We start from the raw sequence: 15,152 nt of genomic DNA, 5'->3' as shown, positions 1-15,152 counted from the left end.
CGTCGCCTCCCTCCCGAAGGCCGCCGGGTGCGGCAGGATGGACCACGATGCGCGTCACCGTCCTGGGCTCAGTCGGCGTCACCGGCGTACCGGGAGCGGTGCCGGCAGGCGAGATCGCACGGCGCGTGCTGGCGGTCCTCGCCGCCGAGGCCAATCGGCCGGTATCGCCGGCGCGACTCGCCGCCCTGGTGTGGCCGAGCGGGGAGCGGCCACGCGACAACAGTCTCCAGGCGCACATCTCTCGCTGGCGCAGGACGCTGGGCGCGCACCGCATCGTGTACGGCGCCGCCGGCTACACCCTGCTCCTCGGTCCCGGCGAGATCGACGCCCTGGAGTTCGAGGAGATCGCCGCGGCCGCACGCGCGGCGCGCGGCCGCGGCGATCTCGGGACCGGCATCGAGCTGGCCCAGCAGTCGCTGGCGCTGTGGCGGGGGCCGGCGTTCGCCGCACTGGCCGACGACGACTGCGTCCGCGGGCGCCGGGCCGAGCTCGAGACCGCCCGAGCGACGGTTCACCTCGATCTGCTCGAGATGCTGTGCGAGACCGGCGCCTACGAGCGGGTCGTGCCCGAGGCGGTCGCCGTCGTGGAGGCCGAGCCGTGGAACGAGCCGGTTCACAGGGTTCTCGCCCGGGCCCACTACGGTCGCGGCGACCAGGTCGCCGCGCTCGAGGTGCTCTCCGGCCTCGAGGCGCGGCTGCGCGCGGACCTCGGACTCGACCTCGGCCCGGCATCGCAACTGCTGCGCCAGCAGATCCTCCGTCAGGAGCCGGCGCTGGGCCCGCTCCCCGAGCGGGTGCCGGGCTCGACGGCGGCACTGGCCACGGGCTGGGCGGATCGGATCGCCGAGCTGCCCAGGCTGACGCAGCGGGTACTCCAAGCCGCCGCCCTGTCCGACGCCGGCCTGGACACGACCCTGGACACCGCACGGACAGCACACGCGCTGGCCATCGACGGCCCGGCCCTGGCCGACGCCCTCGCACCGGCGTTGGCGGCCGGCATCGTCGTACGCACCGACGACGGCGTGCGTTTCGCCGATGTCGGCGTCCGCGAGCGGGTCGTCGATCTGGTGCCGCCGGGCGAGGCGCTCGCCCTGCACCGGCGGCTGGGCGAGGGCCTCCTGGCGCAGGGCGGCGAGCACGACCTGATGCGCCGCGCGGCCGACCACCTGGCCGCGGCCGCATCCCTCGACACCTCGACCGCGCTGCGGGCCGTCGAGGTAGACCGGCGAATCGCGCAGGTGTCGATGTCCCGCGCCCAGTACGCCGCCGCGGTCCGCCATGCCCGCCGCGCCCTGACCAACTCCACGCACCTCACCCGCGACCGTGCGACCAGGCTGGACCGGGCAGGACTGCTGCTCACCGTGGGCGACGCACTGCACCGGTCCGGCGACCTCGACGACGCGATGACCGCCTTCCGTGCGGCGGCGGAGGTGCCGGGCGTCCCCCCGGAGGTCCTGATCCGCTCCGCCCTCGCGCACGAAGAGTGCTCCCTGCACGCCCGGCGCCCGCGGACCGGGGCCCGCGATCCGTCCATCGAGCTTCTGGAGCACGCCCTGCGGGTCGTCGACGCCGAGCATCCGGCCTACGTCGAACTGCTGGCGTCGCTCGCCCAGGCGCTCACGTTCGCGGGCCGCGGCGACCGGGCCCTCGGGCTCATCGACGCGGCGGTGACGAGGGCGCGCGACTCCGCCGACCCGGAGACCCTCGCCCGCACCCTCCTGCGCGGCGTCGCCGCCCACGACCCGGTGACCGGCGCCGCCGAGCGGTTCGAGCTGGCGCGGGAGGCGGCCGCGGTGGCCAGCGCCGCCGACGCCGACGAGCTCGAGCTGGACGCGCTCGCCGCCTGGGTCCCCGAGCTGATGCGGGCCCGCCGCGCGGACGAGGCCGAGCAGGTCGTGGGGCGCATCGAGCACCTCGCGGACGTGCAGGGCAACGTGCTGCACCGCTGCAAGGTCCCGATGTGGCGAGCCGCGCTCGCGCACGCCGCAGGCCGCCACGACGAGGCCGAGGTGCTGATCGAGGACTTCCGCGAGGCGGGCGAGCGCGACGGCTACGACGACACGCCCCGCGTCCACGGCTTCCAGTCGATCCTGCTCGCGCTCGGGCGTCGTACGCCGGAGCGCGCCGCCGACATCCTGGCACGCTTCGACCACGACCAGGCCTTCGAGCCGTGGCGCGCGGCCGCCCTCACTGTGGCGCACGCGACGGGCGACCGCGCCGCTGCGCAGCGGATCCTGGTGCCCTGGTCGGCCCGGCGCTTCGCGCTGTCGCGGCCCTTCTCCGGCATCCAGACGTTCTGCGCCTGCCTGGTCGCCGAGGCCGTCGCGGAGTACGGCGACGCCGCCGCCCGCGAGCGCCTGGCCGAGCTGATCCGGCCCGGCGTCGGCCAGAATCAGGTCCTCGGCGCGGGTGCGGCCGTGCTCGGCGACGGGGCGCACTTCCTGGGGATCCTCGGACGACAGACGGGAGACAGCGGTGGCGGACCTGACGGCGTTGGCGGCGATGGCGGCGGCGAGCGCGGCGTACCGGCGACTCGCGGAGCGAGCGCGCACGGCGGACCCTGACCTGCCGACTCGGCTGACCGGCTGGTCCGTCGGCGATCTCGTCGACCACGTCGCCTGGGGCGCGGCCATGGAGGCGGCTGCCGTCCGGGCGGTCGCCGGCCTGCCCGCCGCGGACCCGGTCTCGCCCTCGCTCGTCGAGGCGGTCACGGCGTTCGAGCAGGCGGCGGGTCTCCAGGTCGACCCGGCGGCGGCCGTCGTCCTTCCCGCCGGCACCGTGCCCTTCGCGTACGCCGCGCCGCTGTTCGCCTTCGAGGCGGCTGTCCACTCCGCCGACCTCGACCACGCACTGACCGGCGAGGATCCGCCTCTGAGCGCCGACGAGCTGAGCGCCTGCGCGGTCGTCATCGGCCCGATGCTCGACCTGCTCGCCTCGACCGCTCCTGTCGGCGAAGTCGTCATCGATCTGGTCGGCCTCGGCGACGGCATCCGGCTGAGCACCAACGGCACCGAGGACGGCGCGGCGGGTGCCTGGCAGCAGAGCGTGCCCGACGGCCGGCGGGCGGCGACCACCCTGACGGGCAGTGCGCAGGACGTGGTGCTGTTCGCGTCCGGGCGGATCGGCGCGAACCGGCTGCAGGTGCGGGGCGAGGCCGAGCACGCCGAGCGCTTCAAGGCCTACTTCCCCGGCCCCTGACCGGGACCGGGGAAGCAAGGCCGTCACGAGAACCGGCCGTCACGAGAAGAAGACCCGCAGGTCGGCGACGACGTCCTCGGGCACCTCCATCGCGGCGAAGTGCCCGCCCCGCGGGAACTCCGACCAGTGCGCGATGCCGGCGTTGTCGCGCTCGGCGAGCGAGCGGATGGTCTGGAAGTCGTCCTTGAAGACCGCGACGCCGATCCGGCCGGTGCTGACGACCGGCTCGGCACCGGCGTGCTGCTCCTCGTAGTGGTAGCGGGCGGCCGAGCCGTAGGTGTTGGTCAGCCAGTAGAGGGTCGCCTGGGCGAGGACCTGCTCGGGCGAGACCAGGCTGGTGCCGTTGCCGAAGCTCTCGAACAGCTCGCTGTAGGCGAGCACCGCGACCGGCGAGTCGGCGAGGCCGGCGGCGACGGTCTGCGGGCGGGTGCCGTTCATCTGGTTGTAGCCGCCGACCGACTGGAACCACTGCATGTGCTCGAGCGCGGCGTACTCCTTCGGGCCGAAGCCCTCGAACTCCGCCGGGTCGCCGCTGGGGAAGGAGAACAGGTGCAGCACGTGCGCGCCGCGGAAGCCCTCGGGGTTCGCGACCGCGAGCTCCCGGCCGACCAGCGCGCCGGCGTCGCTGCCGTGGATGCCGTACTCGTCGTAGCCGAGGCGGCCCATCAGCACGTCGTACGCCGCCGCGACGCGCTTCATCGTCCAGCCGGTGTCGACCACCGGGGCCGAGAAGCCGAAGCCCGGCATCGACGGGATCACGAGGTGGAAGGCCTGGTCGGCGGTGCCGCCGTGGGCCTCGGGGTCGACGAGCGGCTCGATCATGTCGAGGAAGTCGAGCTGCGATCCGGGGTAGGCGTGGGCGAGCAGCAGGGGCGTGGCGTCGGCGTGCTTCGAGCGGACGTGGAGGAAGTGGATCCGCTGGCCGTCGATGTCGGTGACGAAGCCGTCGTAGGCGTCGAGGCGGGCCTCGACCGCGCGCCAGTCGAAGTCCTTCCAGCGCTCGACCATGTCCTGGAGGTAGGCCGCCGGGGTGCCGTAGTCCCACGAGTCGCCGGGGACGGCGGGGGCGAAGCGGGTGCGGTCGAGGCGGGCGCGGAGGTCGTCGAGGTCGGTCTGCGCGATGTCGATGGTGAAGGGCGTGATCTGGTTCATGGCACGGACGTTAGGAGCCATTGCGGAACCTTTCTTTCCTGTTTAATCGGGTCCGTGAGAAATACGTCGGGACGGGTCCTCGAGCTGCTCGGCCTGCTCCAGTCGAGGGTCGAGTGGACCGCTCCGGAGCTGGCCGCCCGGCTCGGCGTGACCGAGCGGACCGTGCGCAACGACGTGACCCGGCTGCGCGAGCTCGGCTATCCGGTCGACGGGGTGCGCGGACGCACCGGCCACTACCGGCTCGGCGCCGGCGCCAAGCTCCCGCCGCTGCTGCTGGACGACGAGGAGGCGGTCGCCGTCGCGGTCGGCCTGCGCACGCTCACCGGCGTCGCCGGCTTCGAGGAGAGCGGCGGCCGGGCGCTGACCAAGCTCGAGCACGTGCTCCCCGACCGGCTGCGCCGCCGGGTCACCGCGCTGCGCGACGCCACCGAGGCCGGCCCGGTCAACACCGACTCCAACGTCGACGACCCGGAGGTCGACGCCGGCGTGCTCGCCGAGATCGCCGACGCCATCCGCGACCACCGCGGCCTGCGCGCCTTCTACGGGGCCGAGGAGGAGCGGGTCGAGCTCGAGCCGTACCGGCTGGTCGCCTGGCAGCGGCGGTGGTTCGTGGTCGGCCGTTCGCCCGCGACCGGCGCGTGGGCGCCGTACCGGGTCGACTGGCTCGCCCTCCGCATCCCCGGCGGCCGCTCGTTCCGGCCCGCTCCCCTGCCCGGTGACCTCACCGAGCTCGTCGTACGCGAGGTCGCCCGCACCGGCTGGGCGGTGCACGCACGGCTCGTCGTCGACGCCCCCGCCGAGGACGTGCTCGCCCGGATCAACCCCGCGGTCGGCGTCGTGGAGCCCCGGGCGGACGGTCGCTCGGTGCTCGTGACCGGCGGCGACAGCCTGGAGATCGTGGCCGTGTGGATCGGCATGCTCGGGCTCGACTTCACCGTCGAGTCGCCGGCCGCGCTGGTCGAGCACCTGCGGGTGCTGGCGGAGCGTTATGCCGGTGCGGTTGTCGGCAGCACCTCCTAGGGTCTCAGCCATGACGCGACTCGTGGACGCCCGCACCGACCGCTTCGTCGAGGACCTCGCCGCGCTCGACCCGCTGACGGCGACGTACGCCGGCATCCCGGGCCACGACGGCGAGCTGCCCGACCTCTCCCCCGACGGCTTCGCCGCGACCGAGGAGCTGCACCGGCGGGCGCTGGCCGAGGTGACCGCCCTCGACGCGGCCGACGAGCGCGAGGAGGTCGCGAAGGCGGCCTTCCTGGAGCGGGTCGGGCTGACGGTCGAGCGGGCGGACGCGGGGGTCGAGCGCGGCGAGTTCTCGGTGATCTCGAGCGCGATCCACGCCGTCCGCGAGGTGTTCGACCTGATGCCGACCGAGACGACCGAGCAGTGGGAGGCGATCGGGTCGCGGCTTGCCGCGGTCCCGGCCGCGCTCGACGGCTACCGCACCACGCTGCTCGAGGAGGCGGCCGCCGGGCGGGTCGCGGCGCGGCGGCAGTACGCCGAGGTGGCCGGCCAGGTGCGCGGCTGGACCGGGCAGGAGGGCGCGGCGGGCGACTACTTCGCCGGCGTGGTGGCCGAGGCGCCGGAGCCGGTCCGCGCGGCGCTGACGGAGGCCGCGGCGAGCGCCTCGGCGGCGTACGCCGAGTTCGGGCGCTTCGTCGAGACCGACCTGCTGCCGCGGGGCCGGGAGGTCGACGGCGTCGGCCGCGACCACTACGCGCTCGCGTCCCGCTACTTCCTCGGCGCGACGATCGACCTCGAGGAGACCTACCGCTGGGGCTGGGAGGAGCTCAAGCGGATCGAGGACGACATGGCGGCGACCGCCCAGCGCATCGTCCCCGGCGGCTCGGTCGCCGACGCCGTGGCCGCGCTCGACGCCGACCCGGCCCGCGACTGCGGCAGCCGCGAGGCGTTCCAGGCCTGGATGCAGGAGCGCTCCGACACGATCCTCGCCGACTTCGACGGCCTCCACTTCGACATCGCCGAGCCGATCCGCACCCTGCAGTGCCGGGTCGCGCCGATCAACGACGGCGGCGCCTGGTACACGCCTCCCTCGGAGGACTTCTCCCGCCCCGGCACGATGTGGTTCTCCTTCACCGACGAGCACGAGCGCTACTCCACCTGGCGCGAGACGACGACGGTGTTCCACGAGGGCGTGCCGGGCCACCACCTGCAGTGCGCGCAGGCCGTGCACCGCGCCGACCTGCTCAACCGCTGGCAGCGGCTGCTGTGCTGGGTCAGCGGCCACGGCGAGGGCTGGGCGCTGTACGCCGAGCGGCTGATGGACGAGCTCGGCTACTTCGCCGATCCGGGTGACCGGCTCGGGTTCCTCGACATGCAGGGCTTCCGGGCCGCGCGGGTCGTCGTCGACATCGGTGTCCACCTGGGCCTGCAGGTCCCGGCCGACAACCCGTTCGGCTGGCGGGCCGGCGAGACCTGGGACGCCGACCTCGCCTACGAGTTCATGCGCGGGCACTCCCGGATGGACGACGGCTCGCTGCGCTTCGAGGTCAACCGCTACCTCGGCTGGCCGGGCCAGGCGCCGTCGTACAAGGTGGGCGAGCGGATCTGGCTCGACGCCCGCGCCGCCGCGCAGGCCCGCCACGGTGCGGCGTTCGACCTCAAGGCCTTCCACACCGCGGCGCTCGACCTCGGCGGGCTCGGCCTCGACCCGCTGCGGGCCGCGCTCGCGCGCCTCTGAACGGGGTGCCCGTGCTCCGGCTCGACCGGGCGCAGGCCCGGCGGATCGCGGTCCGGGCCCAGCTGCTCGACGCTCGGCGCGGCCGCTCGGTGGCGGAGGTCGTCGACGAGCTCACCCTGCTCCAGGTCGACCCGACGGCCGCCGTCGCGCCGAGCGTCGACCTGGTGCTGTGGTCGCGGCTCGGCGACGGCTACGCCCACTCCGACCTGACCTTCGCGCTGGAGACGGAGCGCTCGCTGGCCGAGCTGTCGTCGTACGTGCGGCCGATGGACGACATCGGCCACCTGCTCGCGGTGGCGCCCCACGACCTGCACCCCACGATCCACGACTGGCTGGCCGCCAACCAGGGGTTCCGCGCCGACGTCCTGGACCGGCTCGACGCCGAGGGACCGCGGACCGCGGCCGAGATCCCGGACACCTGCCAGGTGCCGTGGGCCTCCAGCGGCTGGAACAACGACAAGAACGTCAACCGACTCCTCGAGGTGCTGACCCTGACGGGCGACGTCGCGATCAGCGGGCGCCGCGGCCGGCTGCGGGTCTACGACCTGCCCGAGCGGGTCTACCCGACCGACCTCGACGTCCCGCCGTACGACGAGGCGCGGGCCGCCCTCGACCGGCGCGAGCTCGCCGCCCTGGGGATCGCCCGGACCGGGCCCGGCGAGGTCGTGGCGATCGACGGCACCGACGGCGAGTGGCGCGTCGACCCCGGCGCCCTCGCCTCGCGCGACGAGCCCTTCGCGGGCCGCTGCGCCTTCCTCTCCCCGTTCGACCGGCTGGTGCACGACCGCGACCGGGCCCTGGAGCTGTTCGACTTCGCGTACGTCCTGGAGATGTACAAGCCCGCCGCATCGCGCCGCTGGGGCTACTTCGCCCTCCCGATCCTCCACGACGACCGGCTGGTCGGGAAGCTCGACGCCAAGGCCGACCGCAGGGCCGGGCTGCTCCGGGTGCACGCGGTCCACGAGGACCTCCCGTGGCCGCCGGAGGTGGGCGACGCCGTCGACGCGGAGCTGACGGCGCTCGGCGACTGGCTGGGCCTGGAGGTCGTGCGCGGCTAGTGTCCTCAGTCCAGCGCGCGGGCCCAGGTCCAGGCGTACGCCGGGTCCTCGACGGCCAGGCCGCCCTCGCCGAGGTCGAGCGGGGCGAAGGTGTCGACCATGACGGCGGACTCCTCGAAGTACTCCGCGCCCAGGGACGCCTCGATGGCCTGGGGCTGCGGGCCGTGGGCGTGGCCGCCGGGGTGCAGGCTGATCGAGCCGAGGCCGATGCCCGAGCCCTTGCGGGCCTCGTAGTCGCCGGCGACGTAGAACATGACCTCGTCGGAGTCGACATTGGAGTGGTAGTAGGGCACGGGCACGGCGAGCGGGTGGTAGTCGACCTTGCGCGGCAGGAAGTTGCAGATCACGAAGTTGTGGCCCTCGAAGACCTGGTGCACCGGCGGCGGCTGATGGATCTTGCCGGTGATCGGCATGTAGTCGTCGATGTTGAAGGTGTAGGGGTAGAGGCAGCCGTCCCAGCCGACCACGTCGAACGGGTGGGTCGCGTAGGCGTAGCGGGTGCCGACGACCTGGCCGCCGACGCGGTGCTTGACCAGGACCTCGACGTCGGTGCCCTCCTCGAGGTGGACGGCGGTGGGTCCGTGCAGGTCGCGCTCGCAGTACGGCGCGTGCTCGAGCAGCTGCCCGTAGCGGGACAGGTAGCGCTTGGGCGGGGCGATGTGGCTGTTGGCCTCGATGGCGTAGAGGCGCGACGGCTCGGCGGGCACCCAGCGGTGGGTGGTCGCGCGGGGGACGACGACGTAGTCGCCGGCGCGGTAGGGCAGCACGCCGAAGACGGTCTCCACGGTGCCGGAGCCGGCCTCGACGTACACGCACTCGTCGCCGATGGCGTTGCGGTACAGCGGCGACGCACCGGCCTCGGCGCCGCCGGTGACGACGTAGGAGATCCGCACGTCGGCGTTGCCGAGCACGAGCCGGCGGTCGGTGACCGGGTCGGTGCCGGTGGTCAGCTCGTGCAGGCGCAGGTGCCGCGGCTTGAGGGGGTGGTTGGGCACCCGGGTCTGGTCGGGCAGCTCCCAGGTCTCGGCGGAGGTGATCGCGGACGGGACGCCGCGGTGGTAGAGCAGCGAGGAGTCGGAGGAGAAGCCCTCCTCGCCCATCAGCTCCTCGTAGTAGAGCCTGCCGCCGGGGTCGCGGAACTGGGTGTGCCGCTTCTGCGGGACCTCGCCGACCTGCCGGTAGTACGCCATCGTCACCCTCCCGTTGCGCTCCGCCTTCGCTGTTCTATATGCGAACGCATGATGTTCTCATTACGGACACTAGCCGCTACAGTGGGCGCGTGTCCATCCCCACCGCCTTCCAGCACCTCGTCGACGACGCCGCGATCTTCCCCCGGGGCTGGCGCCGCTGCCGGAGGCGGTGCGCGCCCACGGCGCCCACCCCGCGACCGCGTACGCCGACCTGGTCGGCCCCCTCGTCGTGGACACGGCCCGGCTCGACGACCTCGCCGCGCTCGACGCGTCCGGGATCGCGGTCAGCGTCGTCGTCCCGGCGCCGGAGGAGGTGGCCGGCGTCGCCGCCCGGGCCGCCGCGGCCGGCGTCGTGCTCGCCGGCCTGGAGGTGAAGCTCGGCGGCGCGGGCACGCCGGCCGAGCAGGTCGCCGCGATCGCCGCCGCCGCGCCCGCGGGGGTCGTCACCTACGTCGAGGTGCCTCGGCCGGGAGACCCCGCCTGGCCCGTCGTCCTCGACGCCGTCGCCGCGCACGGGCTGCGCCTGAAGCTCCGCACCGGCGGCACCGAGGCCGCGGCCTTCCCCACCGCGGACGAGGTCGCGACCTGGATCGCCGCCGCCGTCGCCCGCGACCTGCCCTTCAAGTGCACCGCCGGCCTGCACAACGCCGTGCGCCACACCGGCGGGGCGACCGGCTTCGAGCACCACGGCTACCTCAACATCCTGCTCGCGACCGCCCGCGCCCGCGCGGGCGCCGACCACGCGAGCCTGGTCATGACGCTCGCCGAGCGCGACGCCGCCGCCCTGGCGGACGCCGTGCGCGCCACCCCGACATCGCCGCCGCGCGCGCGACCTTCGCCTCCTACGGCTCGTGCAGCGTCGCCGAGCCCTACGACGACCTGGTCGCCCTCGACCTGCTGGCGCCGACCCCCACCGACACCATCACCGCGCAAGGAGCACACGCCATGACCGACCAGCAGACCTGGGTCCCGGGAGCCGCCGGCAGCCTGTACGACGTCGACAACCTGCCCTACGCCGTCGTGACCACCGGCGAGGCGCCCGCCCGGCTCGGCGTCCGCATCGGGGACCTGGTGCTCGACCTCGGTGCCGCCGCCCGCGACCTGCGACCGGAGTGGGCCGGCCTGCTCGACGTCGCCGCGCTCAACCCGCTGCTCGCGGCGGGCCCCGCGACCTGGGCCGAGGTGCGGTCCTGGGTGGGCGACCTGCTCACCGACCCCGCCCACCGCGACCGGGTCACCCTGCTGCCGCTCGCCGACGTCGCCTGCCGGCTGCCGTTCGAGGTCGCCGACTACGTCGACTACTACGCCTCCGAGCACCACGCCACCAATGTGGGCCGGATCTTCCGGCCCGACGGCGAGGCGCTGCTCCCGAACTGGAAGCACCTCCCGGTCGGCTACCACGGCCGCGCCGGGTCGATCGTCGTCTCCGGCACCGCCATCCACCGCCCCGCCGGGCAGCGCAAGGCGCCCGACGACGCGGCGCCGGCGTACGGCCCGAGCCGGCGACTCGACATCGAGGCCGAGCTCGGCTTCGTCGTCGGCCGCGGCGTGCCGCTCGGCACCCGTGTCGCGACGGCCGAGTTCGCCGACACCGTCTTCGGCGTCGCCGGCGTCAACGACTGGTCCGCACGCGACATCCAGGCCTGGGAGTACGTCCCGCTCGGGCCCAACCTGGCGAAGTCGTTCGCGACCTCGATCAGCGCGTGGGTCACCCCGCTGGCCGCGCTGGAGCCCGCCCGGGTCCCGCTGCCGGGCCAAGACGTCCCGGTCCTGCCCTACCTGCAGGAGGACGGGCCGGCGGGCTACGACATCGAGGTCGAGGTCGAGCTGAACGGCACCGTGGTCGCGCGCCCGCCGTACCGCACCATGTACTGGTCGCCCGCCCAGATGCTCGCCCACCTCACCGTGAACGGCGCGTCGCTGCGGGTCGGCGACCTCTACGCCTCCGGCACGATCAGCGGCCCGGAGCGGGAGCAGCGCGGCTCCTTCCTCGAGCTGTCGTGGGGCGGGCGCGAACCGTTCGTCGCCGGCGGGGAGGAGCGCACCTTCCTCGAGGACGGCGACGAGGTCGTGCTGCGCTACACCGCGCCCGGCGCCCGCGGCCGGATCGGCCTCGGCGAGGTCCGTGGCAGGATCCTGCCGACCGTCTGAGCGGGTCGAGGCCGAGGAGGGACACGTGTCGGAGTCGGGTTCGCAGACCCTCGAACGTGGTCTCGCGGTGCTCGTCGAGCTCGGCCGCCACCCCGAGGGCCTGACCGTCGCCGAGGCCGCCACCGCCTGCGGGATGCACCGCTCGATCACCTACCGGCTGCTCGTGTCCCTGCATCGCACCGGCTTCGCCGCCCGCGACGACGAGGGCCGCTACACCGTCGGCCCAGCCACCGCCGAGCTCGCCGAGCACAGCCGCCCGCGGCTGCGCGACGTGGCCGAGCCGGTGCTGCACCAGCTCGCCCTGGAGATCGACGCGACCGCCAGCCTGGTCGAGATCAGCGGCGACGCCGCCGTGACCACGGTGGTCGCCGAGCCGCCCACCGACGGTCCCCGCTTCTCCTACCGGCTCGGCAACCGCGACCCGCTCGACAGGGGCGCCGGCGGCCTCGCGGCGCTCGCGTCCGGGCCGCCGCGACCCGGCGAGCCCGCCCGGGTCGCCGACGTACGGGCCGCCGGGCACGTCACCACCGAGGCCGAGCTCAACCCCGGCGCCTACGGCATCGCCGCTCCCCTGCCCGGCTGGCACGTCCTCGCCGCCGTCAACGTCGTCACCTCGCGGCCCGAGCTGCTCGCCTCCGCCGTGGAGCCGGTCCGCCGGGCGGTCGCGACGATCACCGGCGCCCTGGCCCGACCCGGCGCTGGCTAGGGTGACCGGGTGCCGACCCTCGTGCTCGCGTCCGCCTCTCCCGCACGCCTGGCGACCCTCCGCAGCGCGGGCCTCGACCCGCAGGTCGTCGTCTCGGGCGTCGACGAGTCCCAGGTCGCCGGGGTGCCGCCGGCCGAGCTGGCGCTCCGGCTGGCCGAGCTCAAGTGCGCGGCGGTGGCCGAGCGCGACGAGCTGCCCGCCGACGGGCTGGTCCTCGGCTGCGACTCGGTGCTCGAGCTCGACGGCGCGGCCCTCGGCAAGCCCGACGACGCCGGCGACGCCGAGCGCCGCTGGCGCGCCATGCGCGGGCGCTCGGGCGTGCTGCACACCGGTCACTGCCTGCACGACCGGGCGAACGGGCACCGGCTCGCGGCGACCGCGTCCACGACCGTGCACTTCGCCGACCTGACCGACGACGAGATCACCGCCTACGTCGCGACCGGCGAGCCGCTGCACGTGGCGGGCGCGTTCACGGTGGACGGCCTCGGCGGCGGGTTCGTGACCCGGATCGATGGCGACCACCACAACGTCGTCGGGGTCAGCCTGCCGCTGCTGCGCGGGATGGTCCGGGAGCTCGGGCACCGGTGGACCGACCTCTGGGCCGGCTGAGCCGCCTGGCCGCGGCTGCGCTGGCGCTGCCGCTGCTCGTCCTTGCGCCGGCCACGGCGCGGGCCGACCCGCGGGCGGTGGCGACGGACAGCCGCCCGATCGCCCTGCCGACCGACGCCCCCGACAGCTACCGCCTCGAGCGGACCGCGCCGGGCAGCACCTTCCACGTCGCGCTCTGGTACGTCGGTGCCGGCGACTCGGTCGGCGAGGGCGTCCGCCTGACCATCGGCACCACCCCCACGGGCACCGGCTGCGGCAGCGGCGCCGTGTTCCGCCCTACCCTCGGCGAGCCCGCGCCCCTGCTGTACACGACCGCGTCGACCTGGACCGACGAGCCCGACCACCCGTGCGGCACCGCCGACGAGCTCCACGTCACCGTCGGCGTGCCCAGCGACCCCGCCGACCGGGGCCGGGACGCGGTGCTGCTCGTCCACGAGGAGCCGCCGCTCTCGTCGTACTCCTTCGACCTGCTGCGCGAGCCGCCCGCCCCCACCTGGACACCGCTCGACGCCGAGCCGGAGCCGGACGCCGTCACGCCGGGTACGACGCCCGCCGACGCGCCGGTCCTCGGGCCCGGCAGCCATGCGTTCGCGGTCCGCCCGGGACGCACGGCGCTGGTCGCCGTACCGCTCGACTGGGACCAGTCCCTGCGGGCCCAGGTCGACGGGAGCCCGGAGGCGACCGTCACGATCCTCGGACCGCTCCTCGGCGCGGACGTCGCGTCCAGCGGTCCGGGCCGGGCGCAGTCGTACGTCACGTCCTATCTCCACCGGGACTCGTTCGACCCCACGCGCAGCGGCGCCTCCCTCGCGGGCGTGCGCTACGTGCTGGTCGACCTGCCGGCCGAGTCCCCGGCGACGGAGGTCACCTTGAGCCTCGCGGTCGACGGCACGGCGGGCGACGGGGTCCCCGACTACGGCTCCCTGGCGGACTCCCCGCCCGCGCAGCCGGCCCCCGACGACACCGCCGAGGACACGCAGGACCCGTCTCCGGCGGCCTGGATCGGCGCAGGCGTCGCGCTCGCGCTCGTCGCGGCGGCCCTCGTCGTACGGGCCCGGCGCGCCCGGCGGCGGAGGCGTCCTACTCGACGGGGAGCCCGAGTCCGCGGGCGATGAGCATCCGCTGCACCTCGGAGGTCCCCTCGCCGATCTCGAGGATCTTGGCGTCGCGGTAGAACCGCGCCACGGCGTACTCCTCCATGAAGCCGTAGCCGCCGAAGACCTGGGTCGCGATCCGGGTCGCGGTCACCGCCGACTCGCTCGTGTAGAGCTTGGCGACCGACGCGGCCTGCTTGAAGTCCCTCGTCGACGGGCCGCGGCCGCCGAGCATGGCGTCCTTCATGGCGGCGGCGCGGTAGGTCAGCATCCGCGAGGCGTGCAGCATGACCTCGAGGTCGGCGATCTGGAAGGCGACGCCCTGCTTGCGGCCGATCGGGCCGCCCATGGTCTGCCGGTCGAGGGAGTACTCCACGCACAGGTCGACGCACGCCTGGATCAGGCCGACGGCGAGGGCGGCGATCGCGACCCGGCCGTCGTCGAGGATGGCGAGGAACTGCGCGTAGCCGCGGCCGCGCTCGCCCACGAGGTGGGACTCGGGCACCCGGACGTCGGTGAAGGTGAGCGGATGGGTGTCGGAGATGTTCCAGCCGAGCTTGTCGTACGCCGGCTCCGCCACGAAGCCGGGCGTGCCCGCGGGGACGATGATCGCGGAGATCTCCGGCCGGCCCGCGTCCGAGACGCCGGTGCGCGCGGTGACGGTGACCAGGCTGGTGATGTCGGAGCCGGAGTTGGTGATGAACTGCTTGGACCCGTTGACGATCCACTCGCCGTTCTCGAGCTCGGCCCGGGTCCTCGTGGCGCCCGCGTCGGATCCCGCGCCCGGCTCGGTGAGGCCGAAGCCGGCGAGTCGCCGCCCGGCGACGAGGTCGGGCAGCCAGGTCTTCTTCTGCTCGTCGGTGCCGTAGGTGAGGATCGGGTTGATGCCGAGGCCGACGCCGGCCTCGAGGGTGATGCCCATCGACTGGTCGACCCGGCCGAGCTCCTCGATCGCCAGGCACAGCGACGTGAACGGGCCGTCCTCCGGGTCGATCCCCGCGCCGCCGTACTCCTCCGGAGCGGTGAGGCCGAACAGCCCCAGCTCGCCCATCCGCTGGACCACGTCGGTCGGGAAGTGGTGCGCCCGGTCCCACTCCGCGACGTGCGGGCGGATGGTGGCCTCGGCGAAGTCCCGGACGGTACGACGGAACTCCTCGTGCTCGCGCGACAGCTCGAACTGGGTCATGGCGCCCATCCTAGGCCACGAGGTTAACGTTTGTTAACCTCGTGGCCGGGCGAATTCGGCGCGGATCTCCGGGATCTCCCCGGTCATGAGTACGGAACACCACGCGG

13 protein-coding genes are annotated in these 15,152 nt (G+C 74.5%); 10 read left to right on the top strand and 3 right to left on the bottom strand.

The window, feature by feature from the left end:
* Nucleotides 1-47 precede the first annotated feature (47 nt).
* Both FIV44_RS23355 and FIV44_RS23350 read left to right on the top strand, forming a co-directional pair.
* Entirely contained in the window at nt 48-2,564 is a 2,517-nt protein-coding gene (locus tag FIV44_RS23355) for an AfsR/SARP family transcriptional regulator (protein WP_141006538.1), read from the top strand.
* The gene (locus tag FIV44_RS23350) at nt 2,476-3,198 is read left to right on the top strand and encodes a maleylpyruvate isomerase family mycothiol-dependent enzyme (RefSeq protein ID WP_141006537.1); all 723 of its coding nucleotides are present in this window, start codon (nt 2,476-2,478) and stop codon (nt 3,196-3,198) included. Before FIV44_RS23355 ends, FIV44_RS23350 begins: the two co-directional genes overlap by 89 nt.
* 39 nt (nt 3,199-3,237) lie before the next feature.
* Here the strand turns inward: FIV44_RS23350 and FIV44_RS23345 are convergent, their stop codons facing one another.
* Nucleotides 3,238-4,350 (bottom strand): epoxide hydrolase family protein, encoded by a 1,113-nt coding sequence (locus FIV44_RS23345; protein ID WP_141006536.1) that lies wholly within the window; start codon nt 4,348-4,350, stop codon nt 3,238-3,240.
* 54 nt (nt 4,351-4,404) lie between these two features.
* On the opposite strand from FIV44_RS23345, the gene FIV44_RS23340 reads away from it, so the two are divergent.
* The 3 genes from FIV44_RS23340 to FIV44_RS23330 are packed head-to-tail and all read left to right on the top strand — an operon-like array spanning nt 4,405 to nt 8,109.
* Nucleotides 4,405-5,370: a helix-turn-helix transcriptional regulator gene (locus FIV44_RS23340; RefSeq protein ID WP_141006535.1), complete on the top strand. Its 966-nt coding sequence runs from the start codon at nt 4,405-4,407 to the stop codon at nt 5,368-5,370.
* A gap of 10 nt (nt 5,371-5,380) precedes the next feature.
* Entirely contained in the window at nt 5,381-7,051 is a 1,671-nt protein-coding gene (locus FIV44_RS23335; RefSeq protein ID WP_141006534.1) for a DUF885 domain-containing protein, read from the top strand.
* 11 nt (nt 7,052-7,062) lie between these two features.
* Nucleotides 7,063-8,109: a DNA glycosylase AlkZ-like family protein gene (locus tag FIV44_RS23330; RefSeq protein ID WP_246086573.1), complete on the top strand. Its 1,047-nt coding sequence runs from the start codon at nt 7,063-7,065 to the stop codon at nt 8,107-8,109.
* 5 nt (nt 8,110-8,114) lie between these two features.
* Here the strand turns inward: FIV44_RS23330 and FIV44_RS23325 are convergent, their stop codons facing one another.
* Nucleotides 8,115-9,299, bottom strand: coding sequence for a homogentisate 1,2-dioxygenase (locus tag FIV44_RS23325; protein WP_141006532.1), 1,185 nt, complete (start codon nt 9,297-9,299; stop codon nt 8,115-8,117).
* A gap of 169 nt (nt 9,300-9,468) precedes the next feature.
* Between FIV44_RS23325 and FIV44_RS23320 the strand changes: the two genes are divergently transcribed.
* Genes FIV44_RS23320 through FIV44_RS23300 form a run of 5 tightly spaced genes read left to right on the top strand, consistent with a single transcriptional unit; the run spans nt 9,469 to nt 13,880 of the window.
* On the top strand, nt 9,469-10,248 hold the full coding sequence (locus FIV44_RS23320) for a hypothetical protein (RefSeq protein WP_181410782.1): 780 nt from the start codon (nt 9,469-9,471) through the stop codon (nt 10,246-10,248).
* Complete coding sequence (gene fahA / locus FIV44_RS23315) at nt 10,245-11,450, top strand: fumarylacetoacetase (protein WP_141008027.1); 1,206 nt, start codon at nt 10,245-10,247, stop codon at nt 11,448-11,450. Before FIV44_RS23320 ends, fahA begins: the two co-directional genes overlap by 4 nt.
* A gap of 25 nt (nt 11,451-11,475) precedes the next feature.
* Entirely contained in the window at nt 11,476-12,156 is a 681-nt protein-coding gene (locus tag FIV44_RS23310) for an IclR family transcriptional regulator (protein WP_219996148.1), read from the top strand.
* 9 nt (nt 12,157-12,165) lie between these two features.
* Nucleotides 12,166-12,765, top strand: coding sequence for a Maf family protein (locus FIV44_RS23305; protein ID WP_141006530.1), 600 nt, complete (start codon nt 12,166-12,168; stop codon nt 12,763-12,765).
* The gene (locus FIV44_RS23300) at nt 12,741-13,880 is read left to right on the top strand and encodes a hypothetical protein (protein ID WP_141006529.1); all 1,140 of its coding nucleotides are present in this window, start codon (nt 12,741-12,743) and stop codon (nt 13,878-13,880) included. The genes FIV44_RS23305 and FIV44_RS23300 overlap by 25 nt, the downstream gene beginning before the upstream one ends.
* Here the strand turns inward: FIV44_RS23300 and FIV44_RS23295 are convergent.
* Nucleotides 13,846-15,045: an acyl-CoA dehydrogenase family protein gene (locus tag FIV44_RS23295; protein ID WP_141006528.1), complete on the bottom strand. Its 1,200-nt coding sequence runs from the start codon at nt 15,043-15,045 to the stop codon at nt 13,846-13,848. The genes FIV44_RS23300 and FIV44_RS23295 overlap by 35 nt on opposite strands.
* Between the last annotated feature and the right edge of the window lie 107 nt (nt 15,046-15,152).

The sequence above is a fragment of the Nocardioides humi genome (genome assembly GCF_006494775.1).
GTDB lineage: Bacteria > Actinomycetota > Actinomycetes > Propionibacteriales > Nocardioidaceae > Nocardioides > Nocardioides humi.
Note: the sequence above shows the minus strand (reverse complement) of the source record. Positions and strands in the feature narration are given on the sequence as shown.

Bases quoted from the DNA above. Each gene is read 5' to 3' on its own strand.
- FIV44_RS23355 (WP_141006538.1), top strand. From the start codon at position 48: ATGCGCGTCACCGTCCTGGGCTCAGTCGGCGTCACCGGCGTACCGGGA.
- FIV44_RS23345 (WP_141006536.1), bottom strand. From the start codon at position 4,350: ATGAACCAGATCACGCCCTTCACCATCGACATCGCGCAGACCGACCTC.
- FIV44_RS23335 (WP_141006534.1), top strand. From the start codon at position 5,381: ATGACGCGACTCGTGGACGCCCGCACCGACCGCTTCGTCGAGGACCTC.
- FIV44_RS23325 (WP_141006532.1), bottom strand. From the start codon at position 9,299: ATGGCGTACTACCGGCAGGTCGGCGAGGTCCCGCAGAAGCGGCACACC.
- fahA (WP_141008027.1), top strand. From the start codon at position 10,245: ATGACCGACCAGCAGACCTGGGTCCCGGGAGCCGCCGGCAGCCTGTAC.
- FIV44_RS23295 (WP_141006528.1), bottom strand. From the start codon at position 15,045: ATGACCCAGTTCGAGCTGTCGCGCGAGCACGAGGAGTTCCGTCGTACC.